Here is a 25,948-nt window from a genome sequence, read left to right on the forward strand (position 1 = left end):
ATGGCCTGCATCGTTCTGGGCGTTACCGGCTCCATTGCCGCATATAAGGCGGCAGACATCGCTTCCGCTCTGGTCAAACACGGCCATGAAGTGCACTGCGTCTGCACAGCCAAGGCCCTTGAATTCGTCACCCCCCTCACCCTGCACACGATTTCCCGCAACCCGGTCTTCTCCTCCTTTGAGGATGAAAAGGAGGACTGGGTCCCCCCGCACATCCAGCTGGCCCAGAGGGCAGATCTTCTGCTTATAGCTCCTGCCACGGCAAACGCCATGGCCAATTTCGCCCACGGCCTTGCCCCGGACATGCTCAGCTCCCTCTACCTGGCCTGCCAGGCTCCGGTGCTCATTTGCCCGGCTATGAATGTCCACATGTGGGAACACGCGGCTACGCAGCAAAACGCGGCCGTCCTGCAGCAGAGGAAAGACCACCACATCTTTGGCCCCAGCGAATCCGGAATTCTGGCCTGCGGAGCGGAAGGCGCGGGAAAACTCATGCCGGTGGACAGGATTGTTCAAAAAACGCTCTCCCTTTTGCCGTAAGGATGGCAAAAATCGCTCCATGCCTGTTTATTGGTTTGCCCCCGGAGAACTAAATCTTCTATCATGGACGCATATGAAAATGCTCCTGCTCCTCTTCGGTTCCCTCATGCTCTGCTCCTGCGGTCCGGATAAATATCCCATCAGCTTTCATATGGAGACGGGAGCGACGGACAGCAGAAAATTCGCCTTTGAAAGGGACGGACATTACTATAGCAAAGCCCCCTTTATTTCCCATAAAGACATTGAATCCTATTATTCCTTCCCTGCACCGGACAACACCTACGGCATCGTCGTCAACGTCCGGAAAGGCCTGGACAGCCGGGTGGAAGGAATAACAGCCGCCAACCTGGGCAGGCAAATACTGCCCATCGTCAACGGCCACGCCATGCAGCCCCTGCGCCTTTACAGCAAACCTGTCACCTCTGGAAAACTGGCGATTATGGGAGGTTTCTCCCCGGCGGATCTTGCCGCCATGGCTGAATTCATTCCTCCGGCGGACCCTAAAAGGGAAGAACCCGTCAACAAACTGGCCGCCGTTACCAAGCCCCTTCTTCCCACCAAGGACCCTGTTCAGGAGAAGAAGGAAGCCAAAGACCCTGAAGAACACAAGGACCGTACCGTGGTCAGCACCCGCCGGGGGCGGATCTGAGCCAGCACCCTTCATATCAGCATGCACGGCAACTCCTTTCCACTCCTGACCGGCATCTTCCTGTTCCTTTGGGGCATGCCACTCCTGATGGCGGATATTGTAGTGCGTTTCCCCACGGAAAATACGGCCCTGCTGGACAACCGCCCGCAGGATTTTTACATGTATGTAGACCGCAACTTTGAGGGGGAGAAATCCCAGCCGTGGGAAGCAGGAGCCTACGGTTTTACACGGACCCTCGTCAGGACCCAGGCAGGCCCCGTAGCCGTCAAATTTCATGAGGGCATCGATATTAAACCTCTCAGGAGGGATGCTTCCGGCACGCCTCTGGACGACGTGCACCCCGTAGCCGGAGGCACGGTAGTCCATGCCTCCGCCAACCCCGCCCACAGCAATTACGGCCGCTACGTGGTTATTGAACATCAACTGAAGGACGGGCCGCTTTACAGCCTGTACGCCCATCTGGCCTCCGTCTCCTGCAAGAAAGGCGACCGTGTGGGCACCGGAAATGTCATTGGAAAACTGGGATACTCCGGGGCGGGTTTGAACAAAACGCGTGCCCATGTGCATCTGGAACTCTGCCTCAAACTGCAGGATGACTTTGAAAACTGGTATTCCAGTCTGAAACTGAGCGCTCCCAACCGCCACGGCTCCTATAACGGACTCAATCTGGCCGGTTTTGACCCGGCGCCGGTCCTCCTGCAATGCAGGGACGGGGCGGAATTCTCCCTCTCGCGCCATATCTCCTCCCTGCCGGTCCAATACGTCGTGCGGGCTCCCTCTTCCGGCGAGCCGCCCAGCCTTGTCAAACGCTACCCCTTCCTGCTGAAGCCGGGCCCCGCCAACCCAAAATCCTGGGAAATCAGTTTTACGGGGGAAGGGGTTCCCGTTTCCGTGACTCCTTCCAGCCAGCCGTGCGCGGCCCCCGTCGTCATCCGGGCCGTTCCGCATCCTTTTTCCCAACTGTACAGGACCTGCAACCGCGTTTCCGGCTCCAGCAAGACCCCTAAGCTTACCGCCGCCGGCAAACGCTACATCCGGCTCATCTTCATGGGGCCTGAATCATAATCCTACGATGATGCAAACCTTCTCCAGACTCCATGTTCCCCATGCCGTTCTCACGTCCTGCGCGGCGGCCCTGCTTTCCCTGGGCGGCGCTTCCCCTGCAACTGCCTCCCTCCCTGCGGGAGAAACCCTCCCGCAGGACAGGCAGGATCTCCTGAAAAACAAAAAATACCAGCAGGGGCTGAAAGCCCTGGAAAACCGCCTTCCCCTGGAAGCCAGCAAACATTTCCAGGAATGCCTGTCTTCCAGAAACCTGGCGGAACCACAAAAAGCCATCATCCGCCCTTTTCTGGCGGAAGCCCTGATCCGCGCCAAAAAAACGGAAGAAGGTCTGAATGCCTGGGAGCAGCTACCGGACTCTCCCATGAAATCCTACTGGACGGCGGTGGGCCTCTTCAATAAGGGCTCCTTTACTAAAGCCCTGGAAAAACTTACCGCCATCCCGGAAACAGATCCGCTTTCCCTCTACGGGTTCCAATTGAAAGCCCGGCTTGCGCGCCAGCTTCAGGACCGGCAACTTTTATCGGAAACCCTCAGCAGGCTGGGTCAGGCGGAATCTCCCGCCGTTTCCCGCCCCGCGCGCCTTCTTCTGGCGGATGTACTGGTGAATCAGGAACGCTACCAGGACTCCGCCGCTATCCTTGAACAGCTCAAAACGGAAGCCGGGACGGACAGCAACCAGCTCATGCGTTCATACGCCGAACTCATAGAAGGAAAGCTGGCCGGCAAACAGGGGAATCTGGACCAGGCCATAAAAACCTTCGCCGCCGTTATGGACAACAAGTCCTATCCGGAAAAAATACGTGATCTGGGCCGTCTGGCTCTCGCCAAGGCGGAAATAGCCCGGGAGAAAAGCAATCCGGAGCAGGCGGAAGAGGAAACGCGTTCCCAGCTTCAGGAAGAGGAAGCTCCGCACACCGCCGGAACGGCGGAAGAACGCCTGCTGGCGTTCATTGGCGGCAAATCGGAATCCGCCCTTCTGATGGATGCCTTCAACATTCTGCTGGATGAAGACATCTTCCGCACCAATCCCCAGGCTCTGGAAAAACTCAACGGCTGGGTAAAGGCCAGGGATGTCTCCCGCCAGCCGGCGGCCATGTATGCCATGGGAAAACTTCTTCTGGAAAAAGATGACCTGCCGGGCGCCGTCAACATGGCGGAAGAAGGGCTCTCCAAATATCCCCAGAGTCTTCCCGTTCAAATTCTTTCCCTGAATACCATTACTGTTCTGCTGGATAAAAACCGCCTGAAGGAGGCGGAACGTCTTATTTCCAAATATCCCGGTTCGTCCCCTGACCTCGTCTTTCAACAGGGCGCCCTGGCTTTCCTCAAAAAAGACTACTCCCTGGCGCAGAACCTTTTCCGGGAAGCGGCCCGCCGAGCTTCGGAAACAACGGCGGAAAACGCCCTGTTCAATGAAAACCTGGCCGCCTTGAACGCCAATGACTCCGCCGGAGCCGCCGCGCTCATCAAGGAAGCCGCAGGCTCTTCCCGGCTCCGGGAAAACATCCTCTTTGAACAGGCCCATTACGCCGCTAAAAGAATGGACCCTCAGGCTGCGGAATTGCTGGCAAATTTCATCGCTCTGGCGGAGAATCCGGCTCTGAAAACCCAGGCGCGGCTGGACCAGGCGGAAGTAGCCCTGAATCTCAACCCTCCGGATCTGAAAACCGTGCAGACTATCATCCCCCTGTTGGAAAAAGAGCAGTTGTCCCCGGAACAGACCATGCAGCTGGCACGGCTAAATATTCTGGAAGCGGAGAGCCGGCAGGAATGGCCCAGCGCCATCCAGGCCTGCCGGAAGGCCATTGCCCTGGATGCGGAAGGCAAACAGGCGGATATGCTTTATCTCAAACTGGGAGAACTTCTGTACAAAAACGGAGACTTCCATGAAGCGCAGCTTGTTCTCCAGCCCTTTCCCTCCAAATACCCTGACAGCCCTCTTCAGGCGGCAGCCCTCTTCCTGGCAGGAAAAGCCGCCCAGCAAAGTAATGCCGGCAGCACGCTGAACGCCGCCCTGAACATCTTCAAAACCCTGGGCGCGGAGGACACCCCCTTTGCCCAGCCTGCCAGAATAGAAGAAGCCTCCATTCTCCTGCGCATGGGAAAAGCGGATCAATGCATCTCCGCCCTGGAAAACCTGCTTTCCACCCCATTGCCGCGCTACATGCGCCTGCTGGCCCTCTCCATCCAGGCGGATGCCTGGGTGACAAAGGAAGACACCCATTCGGACACGCTGCGCAAGGCTATCAACCTCTGTACGGAAATCCTGAATACGCCCAACCTGGGACTGGCCTGGAAATTCAAGGCCCTGACCCAGCGGGCCCAGTTCTACGAACGAATGAACGAACAAAAAAAGGCGCTGGACGACTATGCCTCCATTCTGGCCCATACGCCCAGCGGAAGTTCCTCCAACAAACGCAGGGACTGGCACTGGTTCTACAATGCCGGTTTTGCCTCCATCCGCCTGCTGGGCCAGCTTCAGGACTGGGACGGAGCCCTGGCGCTGGCAAAAAAACTGGCGCAGACTTCCGGCCCCAGAGCCAGGGAAGCAGCGGCCTATGCGCGCCGCATCCAGCTGGAACACTTCATCTGGCAGGATGAACAGGAAGCTCCCGCTCTGGAAAACGAAAAGCCGGCGGCACCGGATCAAACCGCAGATTAAGCAGCCTTCCCTCCCGCCATGGATACCCATCCCACAGCAAAAAACTGGAGACTCAATGCAGCGGCCATCATTATGGACGCTGAAGGCTGCGTATTGCTGGGCAAGGACAGCGGCCGCAACCCGTACTGGCATTTCCCGCAGGGAGGCGTCATTAAAGGCGAAAGCATTGAACGGACTCTTGCGCGGGAAGTATGGGAGGAAGTGGGGCTGCGCCCCACGGAATACACCATTGTCAACCGTCTGCCCGGCCTGCGCTACAAATACCCTTCCGGCAACCGTAAAGTTACGCGCTGGATAGGCCAGGAACAAACCTACTTCCTTGTGCGCTGCAAAACCAGACGCCCTAAAACGGACTTGCACCGCAGCCCCGAATTTTCAAAAACGAAATGGATTCCCCTCCAAGATCTCAAACTGGAAATGTTTCCCAAATTCAAAAGGAAAGTCATTAAAAACGCCCTTCAGCAATTCTTCGGGCCCGGCTTTCCTTCCAAACATGCCGCCGTGAAAACATCTTCACCCTCCTCACCCTCATCTTCAACACTAACTCCGCGTACAATGAACCGTTACCTGGTGCCTCCCGGCAAAAAACTGCGTTTAAAGGATTATTCTCCGGACGATAAATCTCTCTTCTCCGGAACCAAGGAAGAATCCCTGATTGAATTCGACAAACTGAGGGAAGAACTGCAGGAACTGCAGAAAAAACTTTTTGCCCAGCACAAGCACAAAATTCTGGTCATTCTTCAGGCCATGGACGCAGGGGGCAAGGACGGCTGCGTCAAGCATGTCTTTTCCCGGGTGGATCCGCAGGGGCTGCACGTAGTCCCCTTCAAAAAACCTACTACTGAGGAACTGGACCACGATTTCCTGTGGCGCGTACACAAGGAAGTGCCCGCCAAAGGGCAAATCGCCATCTTCAACCGTTCCCATTATGAAGATATCATTGCCGTCCGCGTGAAAAAAATCTTCCCGGATCCGGTCTGGAAACGCCGCTACAAGCACGTCCTCGATTTTGAATCCATGCTTGCGGAAGAAGGCACCGTCATCATCAAGCTATTCCTGAATATCTCCAAGGCGGAACAGAAAAAACGGCTGGAATCCAGGCTTCAGGATCCGGACAAACTTTGGAAATTCTGCATGGATGACCTGGATGACCGGAATCGTTGGGACGAATTCCAGACAGCTTACCAGGATCTCATTGAAAAAACATCTACTCCGGAAGCGCCCTGGTACATTATCCCGGCAGACCGGAAATGGTATAGAAACCTGGTTGTCGCCCGCCTGATGGTAGAAAAACTGCGCCATCTCCAGCTTTCGCTCCCCACTCCCAACTTTGATCCTGCCTCCATCGTCATTCCAGATTGATAAAATCTGTCATAACGATAACAAATTTGTGCATCTTGAAATTATTTTTGTACATTTCTCGGTATTCAGTTGTCCCACTATTATAAAATCTGCATTATTCACAATAACAATCAAAACTTAGAATTTCTAACGCTTGACTGTTCTAGTGAAAAATTGTAGAAAACAACTTAACGCCCAGAACGTGTAAACATTCTACATAGAAAAACAAAATCAAATGTATTTAGCATCCCAACGAAAGGAGTTCATTCTGAAAACGCTGGCCGAACATGGAGCTGCAAGGACCATCGCTCTGGCCAAACAGATGAAGGTCACGGATGAAACGGTCCGCAATGATTTGATTAACCTTGAAAAACGCGGCTTCCTCAAGCGCGTCCACGGCGGTGCTCTGGCGCTTACTCACAAATCCCTTCATGAAGACATTGTCACTCAAGACGATGTGTCTATCAGGATTGCCAAAAAAACTGTTCAGAATATTCCCGCTTCCGTGGTTATGTTCATTGACAGCAGCACCATGGGCTATCAAATATGCAACCACATCAATTCCAAGGATACGCACGTGGTTTCCAACAACCCCACGTTGCTGACCCGGCTTGAAGGCATTCCGAACCTGAGCTTCTATTGCACGGGCGGACACTTTGACCGCGAAGCCCTGGTCTATGTAGGACAGGACGCCGCCAAGGCCGCCGGCTCCCTGAGCATTGACATGGTTGTGCTGACGCCGGACTGCTACTCCCCCAAGCATGGCGCCGGATACAAGAACATGCTGCAATCCGAATTCATCAAGAGCGTCATCCCCGCGGATGCCAAGGTGATCATCGCCATGCCTTCCACCAGCGTGGCTAACAACCCGGCATTCTATACCGTTGCGCCCTCCCAGGTTTCCATGCTCATCACTGATGAGGCCCTTTCTCCGGAAATGGCCGACCAGATTGAAAAGAGCGGCGTCAAGGTGGAACTCGCCTGACGGCTGTCTGCTTTACAGGAGGCGGAAGTTCATCGGAACTTCCGCCTTTTTTATGATAATCACATACTCTCTCTTTTCCATTCCATCCGGTACTCCCGGCTTCCCGTCAACTCATCCTCCCTGGAGCCGATTTCTTCAAACCCGCCCCGCCGATAGAATGCGCGGGCGCGGGCATTCTCTTCATAAACTCCCACCGTCAGCATTCCCTTGCTGTGTTCCTTTACCCAGTCCAGCAGCGCTGTACCTATTCCTTCACACTGGCGTTCCGGCGCCACGAACAGGGCGGCCAGTTCCCCTTCCCCCACCAGGCAGGCAAACCCGACAACGCGACCACCGTCCCTGCACACCCATGTACGCGCCTTGGGCAGGTACACCTGCCTCATATCTTCCACCAGACCGCACCAGAACCCCACGCCCGCAAAAGAATGGGCCTGTTCGGACGCTTTCAGCCAAATATTCAAAACCTCCGTTTCATCCCTATTCTGGTAATGTTCTATCTTCATACATCAATAACAGGTATTCGGAAACCTTCCTGTAGTCTGTACAGATTAGCATGGCGGATGTATGGAACTCAAGAAAGAAAGGCCCGCCTTCCGGTAAAAATGAAAGGAAAGGCCATGCCGGCCGGCTTCTCTTCCATCCTCTTCCTTCAACACACCGCCAGCCCTCAAATTATATAATACGGCTTTCTGAACGAGCGCCCCAACCTTCCCCCCCCTCCACTACGGCCTGTACACAAGCACCGGTCCGGTACGCGAAGACTGGACGCCGCGCACCTTCCGAACGGCGGCTCCCACCAGGGCCGCCGCCTGTTCCACCTCCTCCTGCGTCGTCATGAAAGACAGGGAAAAACGCAGGGAGGAACGTACCGCCTCATCAGATAATCCCATAGCCGTCAGCACATGGGAAGGCACAGGCTGCAGCGTGTGGCAGGCCGAACCTGCCGAACACAGCAGGCCGGCAGGTTCCAGCAACAGCATCAGCGCTTCCGCCGTACACCCGTCAAACGCCAGATTGGAAGTATTAGGAATACGTTCCGTTCCTCCGGAATGCACCGTCACGTCCCCCACCTGTGCCCTCAGGAGAGCCTCAAAAGAATCCCGCATCCGGGACAGCCGTCCGGCGTCTTCCTCCAAGTGCCTCAATGCCGCCCGCGCCGCCGCACCAAAACCAATGATTCCCGGAACATTCTCCGTGCCGGACCTCAGCCCGTACTCCTGTCCTCCGCCGAACAGCAAAGGGGAAAAAGGAGCCCCCGCTCTCCTGTACAGACATCCAATCCCCTTGGGGCCATGAAATTTGTGTGCGGATACGGAAGCATAATCCACTTCCATTCCGTGTAAATCCACGGGAATTTTCCCGGCGCACTGAACCACATCCAAATGCACGGGAACTCCGTGCTTCCCGGCGGAGGAACACAAAACCGCCGCATCCTGCAATGCGCCTGTCTCATTATTGGCCCAGGCAAAAGAAACGCCGGATACTCCCCCCGCGCACATGGACTCCCATTTTTCCGGAATCGCTCTCCCTTCCCCGTCCACGGGGCAGACACGGCCGCAGCCCAGGGCCAGGGCAGTTTTCAGGGAGGCGTCATGGTCCGTGGACAAAACGCCTATCCCACCCTCCCGCACCCCGGCCATCTGGCGGAAAGCCATATTGGACGCCTCCGTTCCGCCGGAAGTAAATATAATTTCCGAAGGAAATGCGCCCAACAGGGCGGCAACGGCCTCACGGGCCTCATCCACGGCCTCGCGCACGCGCCTGGCACAGCCGTAACCGGCGGACGGGTTGAAAAACCGTTCTTTTAAAAACGGCTCCATGGCCTCGTAAACCTCCGGGGCCAGCGGTGTGGTGGCGTTATTATCCCAATAAATCACGCCTTCATAACTCCCCCAATCGCGGGAAGGAGTCAAGCCGGAACATAATGCGCGGCTGCACAAGATCACTCTTCACTTTTACCCGTGATTCCGCATAATGCCTTCCATGCGTTTTCTCATCACGGCAGGCCCCACCAGGGAAGCTATTGACCCCGTCAGATACCTCACCAACCACTCCTCCGGGAAAATGGGGTATTGCCTGGCGGAAGCGGCTGTTCACGAAGGCCACAGCGTCCTTCTCATCTCCGGCCCCACGTCCCTGGACATTCCGCACGGAGTGGACTTCCTGCCGGTGGAATGTGCCCAGGAAATGTATGACGCCGTCAAAAACCAGGCCCCCTACGCAGACGCAGCCATCCTCAGCGCCGCCGTGGCGGATTACCGCCCCGTCTCCGTTCCGGACCGCAAAATCAAGAAAACGGGGGAACGCATGATTTTGGAACTGGAACGTACTGCGGATATTTTGGGCTCCATGCGCGCGGAATTCGGCTTCAGAGGCATTCTGGTAGGCTTCGCGGCGGAAACTCATGACGTGGAAAATTACGCGCGCGGCAAACTGGAACGCAAGCGGTGCGACATGATTGTGGCCAACGACGTTTCCCGCAGCGACATTGGTTTCAACTCCTCTGAAAATGAAGTGCTGCTCGTTTATCCGGACCGGACGGAGCTTCTGGAAAAAGCGCCTAAAACACAAATTGCCATCCAAATCATCGAGCGCGCATGCCGTCTCGCACAGGGGAAAGCTCCGTCATGCCGGCCGGCAGACCCGTTCCACGCTTGAACCGGAAGAAGGTTTGCCCCACGATTCCATGCTGGCATATAAATGCCGGCGGCCTTTCCCAAAACTACATTTTCCATTTTCATGCCCGTCACTCTTCAGGATTTAGGCTGGAACGACCACTTTCAACGCGCTTTCGACGCCGTTGCCAAACCAGGCTGGGTGCCGGGGCGCCTCATCCGGGAAACGAAAATCAACTTCACTGCTCTTCTGGAAGGGGGGGAAGATATAGATGCCGTCATCAGCGGCAAACTCTGGCATGACGCGGCCACGGATGCGGAACTGCCCGCCGTTGGAGACTGGGTGGCGATCGATCCGGGGGAAACGGGAGACGAGGCCGTCATACGCTCCATTCTCCCGCGCCAGACCTGTTTTTCCCGCAAAGCCCCAGGGAAAAGTAGCGCGGAACAGGTATTGGGAACCAATGTGGATATCGTGGCCGTGGTGACGGAGCCGGGAACGGACTTCAACCCCAGGCGCATGGAGCGCTACTTCACGCTCATCCGCCGCAGCGGAGCCTCCCCCCTCATCCTGCTTAACAAAACGGATCTTTTTTCCAGGGAGGAAGTGGCAACAGCCATGCAAATCCTGCGGGAGCTTTCCCCGGAATGCGCCATGATCAGCATCAGCGCCCTGCACAACAGGGGAATCAGGGAATTCCGCAAATGCCTCTCCAAGGGAAAAACCATCTGCATCGTCGGGTCCTCAGGCGTTGGGAAGTCCACACTGGTCAATACCCTGCTGGGGGATGAATGGCTCTGGACGGGAGAAGTCAATGAAGTAACCGGCAAAGGGCGCCATACGACAGTGGCGCGGGAATTGGTGCTCCTCAGGCATGGCGGTTTGCTGATTGATAATCCCGGCATCCGGGAAATACAGATGTGGACTGATGAACATACTCTCCGTGAAAGCTTTGCGGATTTGACGGAGCTGGCTCATGAATGCAAATTCGCGGATTGCAGCCACGGTAAAGATTCCGGCTGCGCCATCAGGAAGGCCGTGGACGAAGGGAGGCTGGACAAGGAGCGGTACTTGAACTTCCTGAATTTGGAAAATGAAATCGCCCGGCTTGCAAAACGCCAGAAAAAAAGGCAAATGAACGTGGAACGGGCCGGAAAAAGAGACCGGAAAGTGCAGGCCCGGAACTACGAAGACCGCGTGGAACTGGAACGCCGCCACAAACCCAACCACCGCAGCCATGACTGATGCTCCTTCAGAATTGGCTTGTCAAACTGCAAAAACACGCTTAATGGTGAAAAAATGCTATCCTCATGCAGCTTCATCCGCACTTCCCTGGCTCTTCTGGCGTTAGGGACGCTTCCCTTATCCGCAGAAGAACAGGCGGTTCCCGCCGCAGGCGGCCCTGTCGTGTCCATTACTGACCTGAACCCCGTAAAGCTGGAGAAGGATTCCCGCAGCAAGCTTCTTGTAGCGCAATGCGCTGTCAATGGAGTCCCATGCAATCTTATTGTGGACACGGCGGCTTCCCACACCACATTTGACATCAAATTCATCAAGAAGAATTTTCCCGGCCTGCCTCTTGAAGACGTTCAAATCGCCCCTGGTTCCAACGTCCGTGCCGCCCCCCGGCTATTTGCCATGCGGTCTTTCTCCATGGGAGGGCTTCATATTAAAAATTTCTTCGGCCTTGCCCTGGATCTTACTCCCCTTCAAAAGGATATGCAGGTGAAAGTGGACGGCATTCTGGGCATCAACTACCTGGGGTTCTCCCCATTCCTGCTGTCCGTCAGGAACGCTTCTCTGCAGTTTCTGGAACGCTCCCGCTTCCCCGTCCAATACATGAAGCCGCTGGATGTGGAACGAGGTCCTTCCGGAATTTTTTACATCCGCTGTTCCCGTGGGGGAGACGCTTTCCCCCTGGCCCTTGACTCCGGCTCTTCTCTTTCCATGGCGCCGGTGGAACAGTGGCCCGTGGATCCGAACGGCCATCAGCTCACCACCAAAGCGACCGACATTAACGGACACAACGGGGATTGTACTGTCATGAAACTGGGTATCCCCTCCACGCTCCGCATGGGACCGGACTTCCAAATGGACGGCCTTTCCTTTGCCGTAACGGGAACAGGGGGCCGATACCAGATTGGCGTAGACACCTTCCAGCATTTTGACATCATCATTGATGCGCCGCAAGGGGAAGTTTTCGCCCTCCCGCCCCATTCCAGGCCGGAGCCTCAGGGGCAAAAAACTCCCGATATTAAACGGGAATCTTGAGCATGATGCAGATCATGCGAATGGTCCGGGCCGTAGCGCCGAAATGGGCCTTCAGCGCCACCTGGGCGCGGGAAGACTGGGCATGAGCCAGCAGGGGATTGTCCAGCATCTCCTTGAGCACGTCCGCCAGACGGTCTTCTCCACACCTGGTGATTCCGTCCACGCCTTCAAGCAGCTGGACCAGGCCATCGAAATTTTCCATATGAGGCCCCGTCAGCACGGGCACGCCGCAGGCGACGGCTTCAGCCGGATTCTGGCCACCGTCCGCCAAAAAGCTTTTGCCGATCACGGCTACATCCGCCAGCGCAGTCCAGTCCCTCAATTCCCCCGTCGTATCCGCGATGTAACAAACATGGTCCTTCAGGGTTTCCGGAATTTCCCCATCAGTCCGCAACACGCACTGCCAGCCCTGGGCTTCCAGTTCCCGCACCACGGCATGGCGGCGTTCCGCATGCCTGGGCACGATCAGGGGAAAGCCCCCCGCCTTGCGCGCCGCCTCCGCAATCAAAACTTCCTCCCCGTCATGCGTGCTGGCGGCCAGCACTACAGGCTTGCCGCGTTTCAGCTTGTCCAGAATGGAGGCAAACTCCGCATTAACCTCCTTGCGCTCCGCCATTTGCTGGTCAAATTTGATGCTTCCCGTTACATGGATGATGGAGGAACGCACGCCCACGGATTCAAACCTCCGGACATCTCCCTTGTCCTGTACGCCCATAGCGTCAAGGAAGGAAAAATAATACTTTGAAATCCATTTAAAAGCGCGGTAACGGCTCTCGGATCTGGCGGACATGCGGGCATTAATCATCGCCATGGGTATGCCGCGCACCCTGGCGGCGCGGGCAAAGTTCGGCCACAACTCGGCCTCCACCAGAACAATGGCTTCCGGTTCAAAACGGTCAAAACACCTTCCCGGCAGGCCCAGAAGGTCAAAAGGGGCATAAATCACGCGCACGCCGGGAACCTGCGCATTCACCGCCGTATCATGCCCCGTAGCCGTACTGGTGGCCAGCACGGCGGAACCTCCGCGTTCCCGGAGCCACGCCCGGAGAAACTTGAGAGCCAGCACCACTTCACCCACGCTTACGGCATGCACATACAATACCCCCTTCGGTTCCCGGTTATAGGAGACCCGGTACAGCCCGAAACGCTCCAGAAGCCCCGTGCCGAATCCGCCTCTTCTCTTCTGCTTAAGCAGATAGGAAGGCAGCGTCACCAGCCATCCGACGGTATACAGAATATTGTAGCAGAAGGGAAACAGGAAGGCTTTCATCTTACTTCTCAGGTAATTGGTAGAACAGCAGCATATTTTTCCCGTACCGGCGGGTATCCACCAGATTCAGGCCGTCAATTTCCGCGGCGCCTTCCCTTCCGGTACCCCAGCCCTCCTGCACTTCCGCAATAAACACGCCGCCGTCCTTCAACAGCCCGGCAACTCCTGCCTCCGCCAGCTCAACAATAAAGTCGCGGTCCGCCGGACCCTTGCAATAAGGAGGATCTGCAAAAATAATATCGTACTTCCTGCCGGCCAGCAGGTCCCTTTTTACAAACTGGACGGCATCCCCCTGGATAACGGTTCCGCCTTCCAAACCTGTTTTGACGAGATTGGCTTTGGCCGCCGCGCAGGAGAGACGGGAAAAATCCACCATGCGGGCGTTTCCCGCCCCACGGCTGAGAGCCTCCAGGCCGAAAGCGCCGGACCCGGTAAACAAATCCAGCACGTCGGCCCCGTCCATCAGCGGATTCAGGATGGAAAAAACGGCCTCCCTGACCCGGTCTGTCGTGGGACGCACTTCCCCTTTGGGAACAGACAGGGTTATGCCGCCGGCCTTTCCGCTGATAATACGCATTGTTGTCTTACCGGAAATGAAAGGAACATCATATCCCTACTGGCGGGCCTTGGCCTTGGCCTTCTCCAGCAAAGGATCCCCCGCGATGCGGGTGACGGGAACGCGCAGAACAATGGACTGGTTGGCAATGGCAACATTGTCCGGGTTCTTTTCGGACATGTTGTAAACGAAATAGGCATATTTGCCGTCCTTGCTCTTGCCCGCAATGATAGTCTCCGTCAGGGTGGAAAGGATGGTTTTCTTTTCCATCGTCCATTCCTTGCCGCTCCACGCGCCATACACATTCAGTTCGTCATAGGACACGTCCCCTTTCAGGGACAGGGTTCCGTTGGGAGAAATCCACGACTTGGTGCTGGAATCATACTTCAGCGTGCTCATCGGCAGCGGCCCCTGCTGCGCCACAGCAGCCAAATCCCATATATTCCGTTCTCCCGAAGCGAAAATGCCCAGGGCCACAGGCGCTACTTCCTGCACCTGCTTCAGCTTCCAGCACTCCAGATACTTGGCATACTCGTCCTTGGTCCAGCCCAGGCGTTCATCATACGGGACGGGCTGGCCGGGGACAATCTGGCTGACAAGCTCTTTCTTGTCCTTGTCGGGCAGGGAGGCGAAAACGCCGTCTATCTTTTCCATAAACGGCTGCAGGCTTTCATCAAGCACAACGCTGACGGCGGCGGCTTCCGCCATTTTGCCGACCGGGAGATATTCGCCAACTATTTCCGGCTTTTCCGCTGCGGACAGGGAAGAAACCAGAACGGGGACCATCAGTGTTAAAGCCAGATTGCGGAGCGCTTTCATAACGTGTTCGTACATTTTACTCAACAAAAGACCCTTGGCAAGAGTCAAAGTGAGTGTTATCCGTATGCATATCATGAGTTGGAAGTTACTTTTCACTACCCTGTCCGCCGCTCTGTGCCTTGCTTCCTGCGTATCCACCCCGGCATCACGCATCCAGAAAAATCCGGCCCTTTTCAATTCCCTCCCGCCCAGCCAGAAAACACTGGTGGAATCCGGGCAAATTGCGGAAGGGATGTCTCCGCCGGCCGTTTTCCTGGCCTGGGGGGACCCCTCCGCCGTAGCGGAAGGCAACCTTAACGGGAAATCCGCCACGCGCTGGATTTATTCCTCCCTTCAGCCGGTTTACACTCCGCCGCCCTCTTTCTGGGCCGGACCTTACTGGGGCGGCCCCTACTGGGGACCGGGCTTCTACCGTCCCTATTACCCTTATTACAATGATGTCACCTACGTTCCGGTAAACACCGGTTACGTGCTCTTTATCAACGGAAAAGTACAATCCTGGGAACGTAGGCGCTGACGAAAACGGAACCTGCTCCATGAAATGAAATAAGGCGGCGCAGCCAAAAGGAGGGCTATCTCCCGCTGGCGCGCCGTTTTTCTCTCCGCGTTTCCAAATGTCACCCTAATCCCCGCCCCCGGACAGGGGGCGTTCCAGTTCCTCCCGGAATTTGGGAAAGAACGCTTTCAATTCCCCGGAAACCTTCGGGTATTCCAGCCTCATTTCCGCCAGGGCCTCCACAATGGCGCACAAGCAGACGAGCCGGGAATACCACTTGTTGTCCGCCGGCACCACATACCATGGAGCCTCCCGGGAAGAAGTATGGCGTATCATCTCCTCATACGCTTTCTGGTACTGGCCCCAGAATTCGCGTTCGTGGATATCTCCTTCTGAAAACTTCCAGTTCTTGTCCGGAGTATCCAGCCGCGCCAGAAGGCGCTTTCTCTGTTCCTCCGGGGAAAGATTGAGGAATATTTTCACAATGCTCGTCTTGTTGGCGAGCAGGTGGCGTTCCAGATTATTAATGGACCTGAACCTCTCCTCCCAGAAAGCACTTTTGGCATGGGCGGGATTAAATCCCTCTCCGGCCAGAAACTCCGGATGCACGCGCACGCTAAGAACTTCTTCATAATAGGAGCGGTTGAAAATGCCAATCATTCCCCGCCTGGGGAGACGGGATACACACCGCCACAGGAAATCATGGCTCCGCTCCAGCGTGGAAGGCTGCTTGAAGCTGCTGACTACGCACCCCTGCGGATTGACGCCTCCCATCACATGCTTCACAATGCCATCTTTCCCCGCGCTGTCCATCGCCTGCAACACCACCAGCAGAGCATAAGACTCGCTGGCATACAATACTTCCTGAAGCTGTGCCAGCAATTCGATGCCCTTTTCCAGCTTATCCACGGCCTCTTTCTTGCTGTCTTTGCCCAGTTTGCCGAGATCGCCCGGGTCATAGCGGGACAACTTGAATCCCCTGCCGTCCGTCACCCGGTACGGTTCAATAAATTTCCTGCATCTTTTGACCAGGCGGGAAGAAATATCCATCATTCCTGTAATGACACCGTCCCTTCTCAAAATGTTGAAACAACAGTAAAACATCAATGCTTCTCTGTTTGAAGGATTCCACCCCGGCGATAGACGACACTTCCCGGCATAAATCAGGAACGTTCATCCTTGCCGGCCCCATTGCATAAAAGCAGAAGTTAACATCACTGCCCTGCAATAAGATCCAGCCGTGCAGTAAAAACGGCGCAATCAAAAAACAACCAGCGTCTTTGGCCCCCTCCTGAAAAAACAGGATGATAAAAATATCCAGAATATATTAAATAACTTTATCCAGCAGCCTTCCGTTCCCTGCTGCATGACGCACGATGCATTATAACTTCATCAATCCAAAAACTTTGATTATTCAGGGAAACAAAAAGAACAAAAAAGTAAAATCCGCCATGTTTGACGCCTTCGTCATTGCCTTTCCCCGCTCTTTCTTGTTCCCGGCACATAGTGCAGGTCAATATGGCGGGACTGCATCTCCGGCTCCTGTTTTTTACAGGAAAACAATCACAATTCTATTGAATATCAATGAACAGATATTCAAATAGATTTATTTCTCTTCTTATCTCTGCAACTTTGAAAAGCTCTGAATGCTTTTATCCCGGAAAATATATTGCCGCCGGATATGTAATCCGCGGGAAAATGTAATTTCTATGAATATTGCTTAAAATAAAAAACTTACTCACCAAAACAAACCTGGTCTGCGGGAGTATTTTCCAGCTTGCAGTCTTCAAGAGTCCATGTGCGTGGAGGCAGCACCTTGTTATCTTTAATCAGAATATTGGCGCATCTTCTGAATTGGAAAGGTTTCTGCCCCCACCCCTTAAACTCATCATTGTAAATGACTTTATTATTGATGAACCTGAGGTTGTCCGTGGAAATGGCGAACAGCAGCGGCACATCGAACGTCTTGAAAACATTATTTTCTATCAGCACATTGCGATGATAGTAATCCTTCTGTCTGCCCAGCTGCTTGACTTCCGGGTAAATGGAAATAATGGCATTCGTAAACTGGTAGCGCGAGGTCAGGTTGTTAATGAACGTATTTTTGCGGATCACCACTTCATGGCAGGCGCCGCTTTCATACCACCCCTGGGCATCCCCTGCCAATAGAATGGCGGAGCCGGAGGAATGGTCAAACAAATTGCCCTCCACCAGCACTCTCTCCGGAGTTGTGAAAAGAGATCCTCGTGCACGGTTGTTGCGGACGATATTGTCGCGGAAAACCACGGAAGGGTAAAAATCCGCATTCTCCACGGCATCCCCGGCCCTGACGGAGGGGGGAAGCGGCTCTTCCACTGTAATCACCAATTCCGAGGAACTTTTTTTCACGGCCGTTTTCACAGTGGCCGTTCCTCCGGGTTCCAGCGTAGGACCGTTGATGAAACGGATTTTTTCACCGGGAAGAAATACCTCAAACCCCACCGCCTGACGATGCATGTATTTGCACTTCAGGGTATGGCCGTCCACTACTTCCATCACGCCCAGGCAGGTGGAATGGACATTGATGGCGTCATCCATCATCCCTTCGAAAAGGGCTTTCTCCACCACGATTGCGCCCCGGGTATTGGAAAAATGGGTAGCGTCCGCTCCGGCGGTGTGCACGCGCCCCGTACCTTTCCTGACCATGACTCCGCCGCCTTTCATATGGAAATCCTCCGACCGCTGGACCAGCAGGGCCATGCCTGAACTCTGGTGCAGGGATACGTCATTCAGTGATGTTTTCCGCGCCCGGTACACCACGCATCCCGGATGGGGGCGGTTGTAATTCCGTAGCACCAGCGTATCCCCCGGCTTGATTCCCTTCTGCTTGAGGTTCCAGTCCAGACGGAGACGGTTCCCGCCCAGCGGCTCCACATGTCCGTTCCAGCCGATGTCCGATGTATTAGCGATGATATGTCCCGTCCCCTTCTCAAAGGCCATGCAGTGTCCCATCCCTTCTTCCCAGCCTTTCCCCTGAAAGACGAATCTGTTGTTCCGAATTTCGTAAGGATAGGCTTTTTTGTCTATTTCCACTTCCGTAAACCGGTCGTCCGCCTTCATGACGCGCGCCTCCGTGCACCAGGACCGTTCATAATCCACGGCCAAACGGTTGACGCTGACATTTTCGCAGTCCATCACCAGCAGGGGAACCACCTTGCCGTGAAAAAGAAACAGGGAACCATTGCCCTCCACGCGGACATCTCTCAAATCGGCCAGGGGCACGCACACCGGATGAATCAGCGGCTGGTCATGGTTGGAAATATGGAAGCTCATGTTCAAAGCCCCCTCCGGATAAAAATGGTAAACGCCCCCGGGGATGTTCAAAACGCCTCCGCCCTGCTTTCGGAGAGCGGAAACGGCTGCCCTCAGCGCCGGCCCCTGGTCTTTTCTGACGCCGGGAACCATGCCGAATTCAGAGGCATTCACCACAGCTCCCTTCGCCCCCTGCCCACTTCCTCCCGTCTTCCAGGCCAGGTCCACCCAGTCCGCATGATCGTAGGAATTGTTGTCCACCCGGTCGGCCATCAGGTAAAGATGCCGTATGCCGTTTTCCGCCACCGGAATGGAAAACTTCTTCGCGGCCATCCCCCTCTTCATCACGCCGGAACTCCACAAAACCCCGGAACCGCTCATCACGCGGAATTCCACGCTTCCGTCCCCATCCGCACCGTCATCAATGCCGCATGCTCCTTCCAGCCTCAGAATTTTCGGGGTTTCCGGAACGGGAAGGGGAATCATGGACGTAGCGTGCGTACCGATTCCCGTGGCATATTTCTTGCCGCCTATGCTCAACCCCGCATTACTGAAAGAACGGTCCAGCCGGGTTTCTCCCGTCTCCTGGCGGGCCATCAGCAGGCTGGAGGCAGGCACTTTCACGGCGATGGCTCCAGATTGGGCAGCTTCTTCCCCGCCTAGGGACTGCGCCGGGAAAAATCCCGCCAGACACGCTGCCGCTGCAAAACTCCATGAAAACATCCGGACGAACATATATATCCTTTATACCCTTTTCCCGTTTTTCTTCTATCGGAAAAATTTCAATCCCTGAAAAAGACCATCATTAAGAAAAAAGAGAGATTGCCTTCCCCGTCAAATTCAGGAACACTGTTTCCATGCGATCAGCATTCTTCCTACTGCCCGGCATCCCGCTGGCGCTTTCCTCCTGCGGGCGCGGAGGCGCCACGCTTGAAACGGATAACGTCCAGGCGGAATGGTTCCCCAACGGCAGCAGAACGGAGATTGCCCTGGAAGGAGAAAGCGAACCCGTTTCCGAACGGGAAGCCCGGCATTCCCCTTCCGGCATGACTCTTTTTTACCATTCGCTGGGGGAAGGAAGAGGAACGCTGGAAAGCACAGGAGGGGGGACGGAAACGGCTACAGTAACATACAGCCAGGGAGCATCTTCCACAGTGCTGCATTTCAAAACGCCCTCCCAGGAAGTACTCCTGAATGATGTAAACTGCCTGGACGCGGACGGCAAAACGGCCCTCCTGAACGGCTGGAGCTGCCGGGAACGGGGCACAGCCCGGCTCCGCACCGGGACAGCCGGAACCATAATCACGAAGAAAAATTTCCCATGAACCTTCTGAGGCTACTGAAAACGGGAACATGGAAAATCCCGTGCACACTTCTGCTTGCCGGAGCGCTGGCCCTGGCGTGCCTCCAGTGCTCCGTCCGCTCCCTGGTGTACCTGCCGCCCCAGCCCAGGGACAAAACCGCGTATCTGGAAAAACGGGCCGCCTGGGAACCGCATCGGCGCACCTTCCACCATAATGGGGCCAAACTCAGCGGCTGGCTTATTGAAAAGAAGGGGCAGCCCCTCCTGGTATATTATGGGGGAAACGCCATGGACATCTCCATGATGCTTCCCTACCTGGACCGGTTTCCCCATGCCAAGCTCCTGGTCAATTACCGCGGGTACGGGCTCAGCACCGGCATCCCCACGGAACAGGATATCATGGGAGACTCCCTGGCTATTCTTGACTCCGTTCTGAAGGAAACCGGAAGAACGCCGGATGACGTCATTCTGGTCGGGCAAAGCCTCGGTTCCGGAGTCGCTACCCAGGTAGCCTCTGTCAGGCACGTAAAAAAACTGGTGCTGCTGGTTCCTTTTGACAGCCTTCTGGAAACCGCCCGGGGCCTCTTTCCGTACCTGCCCGTCAGGCTTCTCCTTCCGGACCACTTCCGGTCGGACCTGGCCGCGCCCAAAGTCGCCTGCCCTGTCAGCATTCTGGCCGCGGGAGCGGATGAAGTCATTCCGCCGAACCACGCCAAACGGCTTCGGGACTGTTTCTCCGTACCGGTCAGCTACCAGGAATTCCCCGGAGCCATGCATAATACCATCTGGTCCAGCCCCGGCTTTGACAAAGCGTTTTCCCAAAGCATCGGGTACTAATCCGTTTCATTCCGCAGGGGCCAGAGACACGCGGCGCAGGCAGCTTCCTTCATGTTCCAGCAACAGCCATGAGGCTTCTTCCGGAAGCGCTTCCGGAAACAGGTTGGCCCATTCGACAATGAGCACGGTCTCTCCGTCCAGATACTCTTCCCACCCTATGCCGGTCAGCTCGGACTCATCCTTCAGGCGGTAAAAATCAAAATGGCACGCCGGCAGACGGCCGTCAGCATGCTCATGCACCAGGGAAAATGTCGGGCTGGCTGCCGCCTCGGAGCTCCCCAGCCCCTCCATAATGCCCTGGGTCAGGTGCGTCTTTCCGGCCCCCAGCTCACCCACCACGCCCAGAATTTCACCGGGCATTAAAATTTTACCTATTCGCCTTCCCAGTTCCCTCATTTCCTCCGGGGAATGAGTCAAAACGGGGCCGTTTTTAAAAATTTTATGCCATTCGCTCATTTTTCCATGAAATTTTGCTTGTCTAAAAGAAAGTCATATGGTTTATTGCGGCTCCCGCATCTGCGGGCGAACCTTAACAGTGATAGCAATGGCATACGCAATTTTCAAAACAGGTGGCAAGCAGTACCGCGTCCAGACGGGCGACGTGATCGACGTTGAATGCATCAATACCCTTGAAGAGGGGGCCGAAGCAAGCTTCGATCAGGTGCTTATGGTGGAAAATGACGGAAAAGTGACCGTCGGCGCCCCTATGGTGGAAGGAGCTACAGTCTCCGCCAAGGTGGTCAGCCAGTTCCGCGGCAAAAAGATCATCGCTTTCAAATTCAAGCGCCGCAAGGGCTTCCACAAGAAAAAAGGTTCCCGCCGCGCCATGACGAAGCTGGAAATCACCGCTATCAACGCCTAATTTCAACCCTTAATTTTTATTATCTTATGGCTCACAAGAAAGGTCAAGGTTCTGTCAAGAATGGTCGCGACTCCCGCAGCAAGCGCCTCGGCGTTAAAAAATTCGGCGGACAGGAAGTGATCGCGGGCAACATCATCATCCGCCAGCGCGGCACCAAGTGGCACCCCGGCAAGGGCGTAGGCATGGGTCGTGACTACACCATCTTCTCCCTGGTGGACGGCCGCGTGTTCTTTGACCGCGAAGGCCGCCGCGTCAATGTGGCTCCGGAAGGATCTGAAGCCGCCAACTAAATTACGGATTACTCTATCTCCCTGCAGGGGCGGCCATCCACAGGGATGACCGCCCCTTTTTCTACCCTTCTCCGCGCTCCAATAAATAACAGGAATTGTTCTTGCAAAACAATTACCCCTCCCCCACTATCCACGCAGAGCATGAAAAATAAGATATGAATCCCAAAACAGATTCCAAGCAGGCCGTCCGCACCGCCTCTACCCTGCCGGTCATTTCCGGGTTGAGACTTACCAAGCAAAGGCAGGAAGTCTATCAGGTTCTTCTGGAACAAAGGGATCATCCTACGGCCAATGAAGTTTACCAGCGGGTACGCAAAAAACTCCCCAGCATTTCCCTGGCCACCGTTTACAACTGCCTGGAGGCTCTGGTAAACCACGGCCTGGTCAATCAGGTCAACTTTGAACGTAGCTCTTCCCGCTTCTGTCCCAACCTCGTTGAGCACGGTCACTTCCAGGACACCCGGACCGGACGCATTTATGACATCACCATCAAGGAAGGCGTGGACCTGAAGGAATTCATCAACCTGCCCGACGACGTGTGCGTGGAAGAAGCCCAAATCACCCTGAGGGGGTCCATCACCACGCCGCAGGGCTAACTCTCTTTCATCATCATGAGTCTGGTCATTAAAAATTTGCACGCCAATGTGCAAGGCACGGAAATACTTAAAGGCATCAATCTGGAAATTCCCAAAGGAGAGGTGCATGCGATCATGGGGCCCAACGGTTCCGGGAAAAGCACTTTATCCAAAGTGCTTTGCGGACATCCGGACTATGAGGTAACGGAGGGGGAAGCCTGGCTGGACGGACAGAACCTGCTGGATATGAGCATTGACGAGCGCAGCAGGGCGGGACTCTTCCTGGCATTCCAGTATCCCATGGAAGTTCCCGGCGTCTCCAACGCCAACTTCCTTCGAGCGGCCATGCAGGCCCGCATGCCCCACGGGGAGGAACTGGATGCGGTCACCTTCTACAAAACGCTCTATGCAAAAATGGACCAGCTCGGCATGGCCCGCAAATTTACGTCCCGCGCCGTTAACGAAGGTTTTTCCGGTGGAGAGAAAAAGCGCAATGAGGTGCTGCAAATGCTTCTTCTGGACCCCCTGTACGCCATTCTGGATGAAACGGATTCCGGCCTGGACATCGATGCCCTCCGCATTGTCTCGGAAGGGGTCAACTCCATGCGGTCCCCCTTCCGCAGCTTCCTGGTCATCACCCACTACAAACGCCTGCTGGACTACATTAGGCCGGATGTGGTCCACGTGCTGGCTGACGGGCGGATCGTCCGGACCGGAGGCGGAGAACTGGTGGACGAACTGGAAAGCAGGGGATACGAGTTCCTGAAAGACACGGAAACAGCGGAAAAGGCGTAATGCCGCCATCCGGCCATCAATCATGAGCGATACACCTGACATGCCAGAGAACGGGAACACACAGAACCTGTTTGACTTCGACCGGAGCAAGGGAAACTTCTCCTTCCCGGAGCGCCATAAATTTGATGCCGGATACGGCCTGACGGAGGCCACCATTGACTACATCTGCGACGTCAAGGACGACCCGGAATGGGTGCGCCAGTTCCGCAAAAACGCGCTTGCCGTTTTTGAAAGCAAGCCCATGCCCACCCACTGGGCTTCTCCGGATATTAAAAAAATAGATTTCTCCCAAATCCGCTACTACCTCTCCGACGGAGAACGGCCCAAACGAAGCTGGGACGACGTGCCGGAGGACGTCAAGCGCACCTTCGAACGCCTGGGCGTCCCGGAACAGGAACGCCAGTTTCTGGCGGGCGTGGAAGCCCAGTACGACTCCGAATCCGCCTACTCTAACATGAAGGAGGAACTCCGCAGCCAGGGCGTTATCTTCGTCAACTCCACGGAAGGCCTGAAACACCATGAAGACGTCTTCCGCCCCTGGTTTGGAAAAGTCATTCCCACGGGAGACAACAAATTCTCCGCCCTGAACAGCGCGGTATTTTCCGGAGGTTCCTTTATTTACGTGCCCAAAGGGGTTAAACTCAAACATCCTCTCCAGGCCTACTTCCGCATCAACTCGGAAAATTTCGGGCAGTTCGAAAGAACTCTCATCATTGCGGACGAAGGCGCGGAACTCATGTACATGGAAGGATGCACGGCTCCCCAGTTTGAAACTTCCACCCTCCACTCCGCCGTTGTGGAGCTGGTCGCGCTCAAGGGAGCGAAAATTCAGTACGTCACCGTGCAAAACTGGTCCTCCAATGTCTTCAACATGGTCACCAAACGCGGCCTTGCCATGGAAGATGCGGAAATCCGCTGGATAGACTGCAACATTGGCTCCGGCCTCACCATGAAATACCCGGCTGTGGTGCTCAAGGGCAGGCGCGCGCGCGGGGAAGTCATCTCCATCGCCCTGGCAAACACGGGCCAGCATCAAGATACGGGGGCCAAAATGATCCATGCGGCGGACGACACTACGTCCAACATCGTTTCCAAATCCATCAGCATTGGCGAAGGGCGCGCCAGCTACCGGGGCCAGGTAATCATGGGCAAAGGGCTCAAGGGTTGCAAAAACAACACGGAATGCGACGCCCTTCTTCTGGCGGCCAACAGCCGTACGGACACCTACCCCGCCATCACGGTAAAAGGGGATGGAGGCACGGTGCAGCATGAGGCGTCCGTCTCCCAGGTCTCCGAAGAAATGCTTTTTTACATGCAGCAGCGGGGCATTCCGAAAGCTGCGGCGATGTCCCTGGCCGTCAATGGATTCATTAACGACCTCGTTCAGGAATTCCCCATGGAATACTCTGTGGAGCTGCGCAGGCTCATTGATCTGGAAATGGAAGACAGCATCGGATAAGGAGGGAAATAATGGATCATTTGCTTAACGAAGAACAATTCCCCGCAGGCTTTCTTCCCGCATGGTTTGAAGCCCGGCGCCGCCATGCCCTGGAGCAGGCGGAACAGCTTCCGGAACCTTCCCGCCATATGGAATCCTGGCGTTTCGGCGCCCCCGGCAACGAATCCCTGGAACATGTGGAAGCGGCTCCTCCTGCAGATCCGGAAACCTTGGCCCCCATCATCAGGGAACGTGCCTCCATGCCGGAGGCCCTCCGCATTGTCTACGCCAACGGAATCCCCGTTTCCATCCCGGAAGAACTGCCGGAAGGGCTTTCCGTAATGGATATGGAAGACTTTGTGCTGCAATGCCCGGACACCGCCCGGAAATACCTGGAAACAGAGACGGAAACGCTCGGTTCCGAAAAACTGTCGGCATTGGCTACGGCCCTCCAGCACAACGGGCTGGTTATTATGGCGGGCAGGGAAATCTCCCTCCCTCTGGAAATACTCCACTTCATTTCCGGAGATAACGTGGCCGTTTTTCCCTCCACGCTGCTCATTGCGGAAACCGGAAGCCGCCTGCGTATTCTGGAACGCCACATTAGCGCAGACCATGGCCGCCAATTCTGCGGAGCGCTCCAGCAGTACCATCTTTCCTCCGCGTCATCTGTCAAATACGCGCTGGTTCAGGAACTTAACAGCCATTCCCGTGCCGTGGAGCTTTCCCATATGATGGCGGATGATTCCGCGGAAATGGAACATCTCGTCAGCCATCCCGGCGCGGCATGGGTCAGGCAGGAGACGGTCTGCATCCTGAACGGAGACGGCGCAGGAGTCCGCCTGCTTTCCGCCAACCATCTCAAGGAAAACAAGAAGCTGGACCAGAGAACCTGCCAGAAGCACCTTTACCGCGGAGCCTCCAGCAACCTGCTTTACGCCAACGTGCTTGACGACGAAGCCAGCAGCATTTTCAGCGGCATGATCCTGGTGGCGGAAGGAGCGCATGACACCAGCGCCTATCAAAGCAACCGTAATCTCATTCTCAGCCCCAGAGCGGAAGCCAACTCCATTCCCGGCCTGGAAATCCTGGCGGACAGAGTGCAGTGTTCGCACGGTTCCGCCACATCCTCCATTTCTCCGGAAGAAATCTTCTACCTGCTTTCACGGGGAATTCCGGAGCAGACGGCGCGCAGCATGATTGCCCAGGGCTTCCTGAAACATGCCTTGAACCAATTTGGCGATGAGACCATACGTGCCGCGGTAGAAAGCCTTATCCTGCCCTGAC

Annotated in this window: 26 protein-coding genes; 18 read left to right on the forward strand and 8 right to left on the reverse strand. The window is 55.5% G+C overall.

The features are described from left to right. From O4G22_RS02565 to O4G22_RS02590, 6 genes are all read left to right on the forward strand, one after another. Positions 1-540, forward strand: a complete 540-nt coding sequence (locus O4G22_RS02565; protein WP_094136950.1) for a flavoprotein — start codon at positions 1-3, stop codon at positions 538-540. A gap of 73 nt (positions 541-613) precedes the next feature. After that, a complete protein-coding gene (locus O4G22_RS02570; protein ID WP_094136949.1) occupies positions 614-1,189 on the forward strand; it encodes a hypothetical protein in 576 nt (191 codons plus the stop codon). 21 nt (positions 1,190-1,210) lie between these two features. Further along, complete coding sequence (locus O4G22_RS02575; protein WP_306702085.1) at positions 1,211-2,254, forward strand: M23 family metallopeptidase; 1,044 nt, start codon at positions 1,211-1,213, stop codon at positions 2,252-2,254. 7 nt (positions 2,255-2,261) lie between these two features. Next, on the forward strand, positions 2,262-4,916 hold the full coding sequence (locus O4G22_RS02580; RefSeq protein WP_306702086.1) for a tetratricopeptide repeat protein: 2,655 nt from the start codon (positions 2,262-2,264) through the stop codon (positions 4,914-4,916). A gap of 18 nt (positions 4,917-4,934) precedes the next feature. Continuing rightward, positions 4,935-6,278 carry a PPK2 family polyphosphate kinase gene (locus O4G22_RS02585; RefSeq protein ID WP_094136946.1) on the forward strand — a complete coding sequence of 448 codons (1,344 nt, stop codon included), beginning with the start codon at positions 4,935-4,937 and terminating at the stop codon, positions 6,276-6,278. Between the two features lie 214 nt (positions 6,279-6,492). Continuing rightward, positions 6,493-7,242 (forward strand): DeoR/GlpR family DNA-binding transcription regulator, encoded by a 750-nt coding sequence (locus tag O4G22_RS02590; RefSeq protein WP_012419521.1) that lies wholly within the window; start codon positions 6,493-6,495, stop codon positions 7,240-7,242. Positions 7,243-7,301: 59 nt separating this feature from the next. Here the strand turns inward: O4G22_RS02590 and O4G22_RS02595 are convergent, their stop codons facing one another. Both O4G22_RS02595 and O4G22_RS02600 read right to left on the reverse strand, forming a co-directional pair. Then, positions 7,302-7,745 (reverse strand): GNAT family N-acetyltransferase, encoded by a 444-nt coding sequence (locus O4G22_RS02595; RefSeq protein WP_306702087.1) that lies wholly within the window; start codon positions 7,743-7,745, stop codon positions 7,302-7,304. Between the two features lie 219 nt (positions 7,746-7,964). Then, positions 7,965-9,155 (reverse strand): cysteine desulfurase family protein, encoded by a 1,191-nt coding sequence (locus O4G22_RS02600; protein WP_306702088.1) that lies wholly within the window; start codon positions 9,153-9,155, stop codon positions 7,965-7,967. 70 nt (positions 9,156-9,225) lie between these two features. On the opposite strand from O4G22_RS02600, the gene O4G22_RS02605 reads away from it, so the two are divergent. The 3 genes from O4G22_RS02605 (at position 9,226) to O4G22_RS02615 (ending at position 12,129) form a co-directional block, all read left to right on the forward strand. Next, positions 9,226-9,900, forward strand: coding sequence for a phosphopantothenoylcysteine decarboxylase (locus O4G22_RS02605; RefSeq protein WP_306702089.1), 675 nt, complete (start codon positions 9,226-9,228; stop codon positions 9,898-9,900). Positions 9,901-9,981: 81 nt separating this feature from the next. Continuing rightward, positions 9,982-11,103 (forward strand): ribosome small subunit-dependent GTPase A, encoded by a 1,122-nt coding sequence (rsgA, locus tag O4G22_RS02610; protein ID WP_094136995.1) that lies wholly within the window; start codon positions 9,982-9,984, stop codon positions 11,101-11,103. A 54-nt stretch (positions 11,104-11,157) separates the two neighbouring features. Then, positions 11,158-12,129, forward strand: a complete 972-nt coding sequence (locus O4G22_RS02615) for a retropepsin-like aspartic protease (RefSeq protein ID WP_306702090.1) — start codon at positions 11,158-11,160, stop codon at positions 12,127-12,129. Here O4G22_RS02615 and O4G22_RS02620 read toward each other — a convergent pair. Genes O4G22_RS02620 through O4G22_RS02630 form a run of 3 tightly spaced genes read right to left on the reverse strand, consistent with a single transcriptional unit; the run spans position 12,113 to position 14,774 of the window. Then, on the reverse strand, positions 12,113-13,399 hold the full coding sequence (locus O4G22_RS02620) for a 3-deoxy-D-manno-octulosonic acid transferase (RefSeq protein WP_306702091.1): 1,287 nt from the start codon (positions 13,397-13,399) through the stop codon (positions 12,113-12,115). The two genes, O4G22_RS02615 and O4G22_RS02620, sit on opposite strands and share 17 nt — an antisense overlap. 1 nt (position 13,400) lies before the next feature. Then, positions 13,401-13,976 (reverse strand): RsmD family RNA methyltransferase, encoded by a 576-nt coding sequence (locus O4G22_RS02625; RefSeq protein WP_094136940.1) that lies wholly within the window; start codon positions 13,974-13,976, stop codon positions 13,401-13,403. A gap of 36 nt (positions 13,977-14,012) precedes the next feature. Then, positions 14,013-14,774 (reverse strand): hypothetical protein, encoded by a 762-nt coding sequence (locus tag O4G22_RS02630; protein WP_094167854.1) that lies wholly within the window; start codon positions 14,772-14,774, stop codon positions 14,013-14,015. Positions 14,775-14,847: 73 nt separating this feature from the next. Here O4G22_RS02630 and O4G22_RS02635 point away from each other — a divergent pair, with 73 nt between their 5' ends. Further along, positions 14,848-15,291 (forward strand): hypothetical protein, encoded by a 444-nt coding sequence (locus O4G22_RS02635; protein ID WP_179218484.1) that lies wholly within the window; start codon positions 14,848-14,850, stop codon positions 15,289-15,291. A 105-nt stretch (positions 15,292-15,396) separates the two neighbouring features. Here the strand turns inward: O4G22_RS02635 and O4G22_RS02640 are convergent, their stop codons facing one another. Together O4G22_RS02640 and O4G22_RS02645 are read right to left on the reverse strand one after the other, a co-directional pair. Beyond that, a complete protein-coding gene (locus O4G22_RS02640) occupies positions 15,397-16,323 on the reverse strand; it encodes a polyphosphate kinase 2 family protein (RefSeq protein ID WP_306702092.1) in 927 nt (308 codons plus the stop codon). 681 nt (positions 16,324-17,004) lie between these two features. Continuing rightward, positions 17,005-19,185 carry an NPCBM/NEW2 domain-containing protein gene (locus O4G22_RS02645; RefSeq protein WP_306702093.1) on the reverse strand — a complete coding sequence of 727 codons (2,181 nt, stop codon included), beginning with the start codon at positions 19,183-19,185 and terminating at the stop codon, positions 17,005-17,007. Positions 19,186-19,418: 233 nt separating this feature from the next. On the opposite strand from O4G22_RS02645, the gene O4G22_RS02650 reads away from it, so the two are divergent. Beyond that, on the forward strand, positions 19,419-19,886 hold the full coding sequence (locus O4G22_RS02650) for a hypothetical protein (RefSeq protein WP_306702094.1): 468 nt from the start codon (positions 19,419-19,421) through the stop codon (positions 19,884-19,886). After that, a complete protein-coding gene (locus tag O4G22_RS02655) occupies positions 19,883-20,701 on the forward strand; it encodes an alpha/beta hydrolase (protein ID WP_102738650.1) in 819 nt (272 codons plus the stop codon). The genes O4G22_RS02650 and O4G22_RS02655 overlap by 4 nt, the downstream gene beginning before the upstream one ends. Positions 20,702-20,707: 6 nt before the next feature. Here O4G22_RS02655 and tsaE read toward each other — a convergent pair whose 3' ends face one another. Next, positions 20,708-21,157, reverse strand: coding sequence for a tRNA (adenosine(37)-N6)-threonylcarbamoyltransferase complex ATPase subunit type 1 TsaE (gene tsaE / locus O4G22_RS02660; RefSeq protein WP_102738649.1), 450 nt, complete (start codon positions 21,155-21,157; stop codon positions 20,708-20,710). Positions 21,158-21,245: 88 nt separating this feature from the next. Here tsaE and rplU point away from each other — a divergent pair, with 88 nt between their 5' ends. From rplU to O4G22_RS02690, 6 genes are all read left to right on the forward strand, one after another. Further along, positions 21,246-21,563, forward strand: a complete 318-nt coding sequence (gene rplU, locus O4G22_RS02665) for a 50S ribosomal protein L21 (RefSeq protein ID WP_094136932.1) — start codon at positions 21,246-21,248, stop codon at positions 21,561-21,563. Positions 21,564-21,589: 26 nt separating this feature from the next. Next, positions 21,590-21,853 (forward strand): 50S ribosomal protein L27, encoded by a 264-nt coding sequence (rpmA, locus tag O4G22_RS02670; RefSeq protein WP_012419538.1) that lies wholly within the window; start codon positions 21,590-21,592, stop codon positions 21,851-21,853. Between the two features lie 155 nt (positions 21,854-22,008). After that, positions 22,009-22,449, forward strand: a complete 441-nt coding sequence (locus tag O4G22_RS02675; RefSeq protein ID WP_031930286.1) for a Fur family transcriptional regulator — start codon at positions 22,009-22,011, stop codon at positions 22,447-22,449. Between the two features lie 15 nt (positions 22,450-22,464). Continuing rightward, a complete protein-coding gene (gene sufC / locus O4G22_RS02680) occupies positions 22,465-23,223 on the forward strand; it encodes a Fe-S cluster assembly ATPase SufC (RefSeq protein WP_180975542.1) in 759 nt (252 codons plus the stop codon). Positions 23,224-23,245: 22 nt separating this feature from the next. Further along, positions 23,246-24,682: a Fe-S cluster assembly protein SufB gene (gene sufB, locus O4G22_RS02685; RefSeq protein WP_046436700.1), complete on the forward strand. Its 1,437-nt coding sequence runs from the start codon at positions 23,246-23,248 to the stop codon at positions 24,680-24,682. Between the two features lie 11 nt (positions 24,683-24,693). Continuing rightward, entirely contained in the window at positions 24,694-25,947 is a 1,254-nt protein-coding gene (locus tag O4G22_RS02690; RefSeq protein ID WP_306702095.1) for a SufB/SufD family protein, read from the forward strand. Position 25,948: the final 1 nt, after the last annotated feature.

It is taken from the genome of Akkermansia muciniphila, assembly GCF_030848305.1.
GTDB classification, from domain to species: Bacteria; Verrucomicrobiota; Verrucomicrobiia; order Verrucomicrobiales; family Akkermansiaceae; genus Akkermansia; species Akkermansia muciniphila_A.

Coding starts and splice junctions, on each gene's coding strand:
- O4G22_RS02575 (WP_306702085.1), top strand. CDS start 1,211: ATGCACGGCAACTCCTTTCCACTCCTGACCGGCATCTTCCTGTTCCTT.
- sufB (WP_046436700.1), top strand. CDS start 23,246: ATGAGCGATACACCTGACATGCCAGAGAACGGGAACACACAGAACCTG.
- O4G22_RS02630 (WP_094167854.1), bottom strand. CDS start 14,774: ATGAAAGCGCTCCGCAATCTGGCTTTAACACTGATGGTCCCCGTTCTG.
- O4G22_RS02650 (WP_306702094.1), top strand. CDS start 19,419: ATGCGATCAGCATTCTTCCTACTGCCCGGCATCCCGCTGGCGCTTTCC.
- tsaE (WP_102738649.1), bottom strand. CDS start 21,157: ATGAGCGAATGGCATAAAATTTTTAAAAACGGCCCCGTTTTGACTCAT.
- O4G22_RS02635 (WP_179218484.1), top strand. CDS start 14,848: ATGAGTTGGAAGTTACTTTTCACTACCCTGTCCGCCGCTCTGTGCCTT.
- O4G22_RS02590 (WP_012419521.1), top strand. CDS start 6,493: ATGTATTTAGCATCCCAACGAAAGGAGTTCATTCTGAAAACGCTGGCC.
- rplU (WP_094136932.1), top strand. CDS start 21,246: ATGGCATACGCAATTTTCAAAACAGGTGGCAAGCAGTACCGCGTCCAG.
- O4G22_RS02605 (WP_306702089.1), top strand. CDS start 9,226: ATGCGTTTTCTCATCACGGCAGGCCCCACCAGGGAAGCTATTGACCCC.
- O4G22_RS02580 (WP_306702086.1), top strand. CDS start 2,262: ATGATGCAAACCTTCTCCAGACTCCATGTTCCCCATGCCGTTCTCACG.
- O4G22_RS02640 (WP_306702092.1), bottom strand. CDS start 16,323: ATGATGGATATTTCTTCCCGCCTGGTCAAAAGATGCAGGAAATTTATT.
- rpmA (WP_012419538.1), top strand. CDS start 21,590: ATGGCTCACAAGAAAGGTCAAGGTTCTGTCAAGAATGGTCGCGACTCC.
- O4G22_RS02615 (WP_306702090.1), top strand. CDS start 11,158: ATGCTATCCTCATGCAGCTTCATCCGCACTTCCCTGGCTCTTCTGGCG.
- O4G22_RS02625 (WP_094136940.1), bottom strand. CDS start 13,976: ATGCGTATTATCAGCGGAAAGGCCGGCGGCATAACCCTGTCTGTTCCC.
- O4G22_RS02675 (WP_031930286.1), top strand. CDS start 22,009: ATGAATCCCAAAACAGATTCCAAGCAGGCCGTCCGCACCGCCTCTACC.
- O4G22_RS02565 (WP_094136950.1), top strand. CDS start 1: ATGGCCTGCATCGTTCTGGGCGTTACCGGCTCCATTGCCGCATATAAG.
- O4G22_RS02585 (WP_094136946.1), top strand. CDS start 4,935: ATGGATACCCATCCCACAGCAAAAAACTGGAGACTCAATGCAGCGGCC.
- O4G22_RS02595 (WP_306702087.1), bottom strand. CDS start 7,745: ATGAAGATAGAACATTACCAGAATAGGGATGAAACGGAGGTTTTGAAT.
- O4G22_RS02690 (WP_306702095.1), top strand. CDS start 24,694: ATGGATCATTTGCTTAACGAAGAACAATTCCCCGCAGGCTTTCTTCCC.
- O4G22_RS02570 (WP_094136949.1), top strand. CDS start 614: ATGAAAATGCTCCTGCTCCTCTTCGGTTCCCTCATGCTCTGCTCCTGC.
- rsgA (WP_094136995.1), top strand. CDS start 9,982: ATGCCCGTCACTCTTCAGGATTTAGGCTGGAACGACCACTTTCAACGC.
- O4G22_RS02620 (WP_306702091.1), bottom strand. CDS start 13,399: ATGAAAGCCTTCCTGTTTCCCTTCTGCTACAATATTCTGTATACCGTC.
- sufC (WP_180975542.1), top strand. CDS start 22,465: ATGAGTCTGGTCATTAAAAATTTGCACGCCAATGTGCAAGGCACGGAA.
- O4G22_RS02655 (WP_102738650.1), top strand. CDS start 19,883: ATGAACCTTCTGAGGCTACTGAAAACGGGAACATGGAAAATCCCGTGC.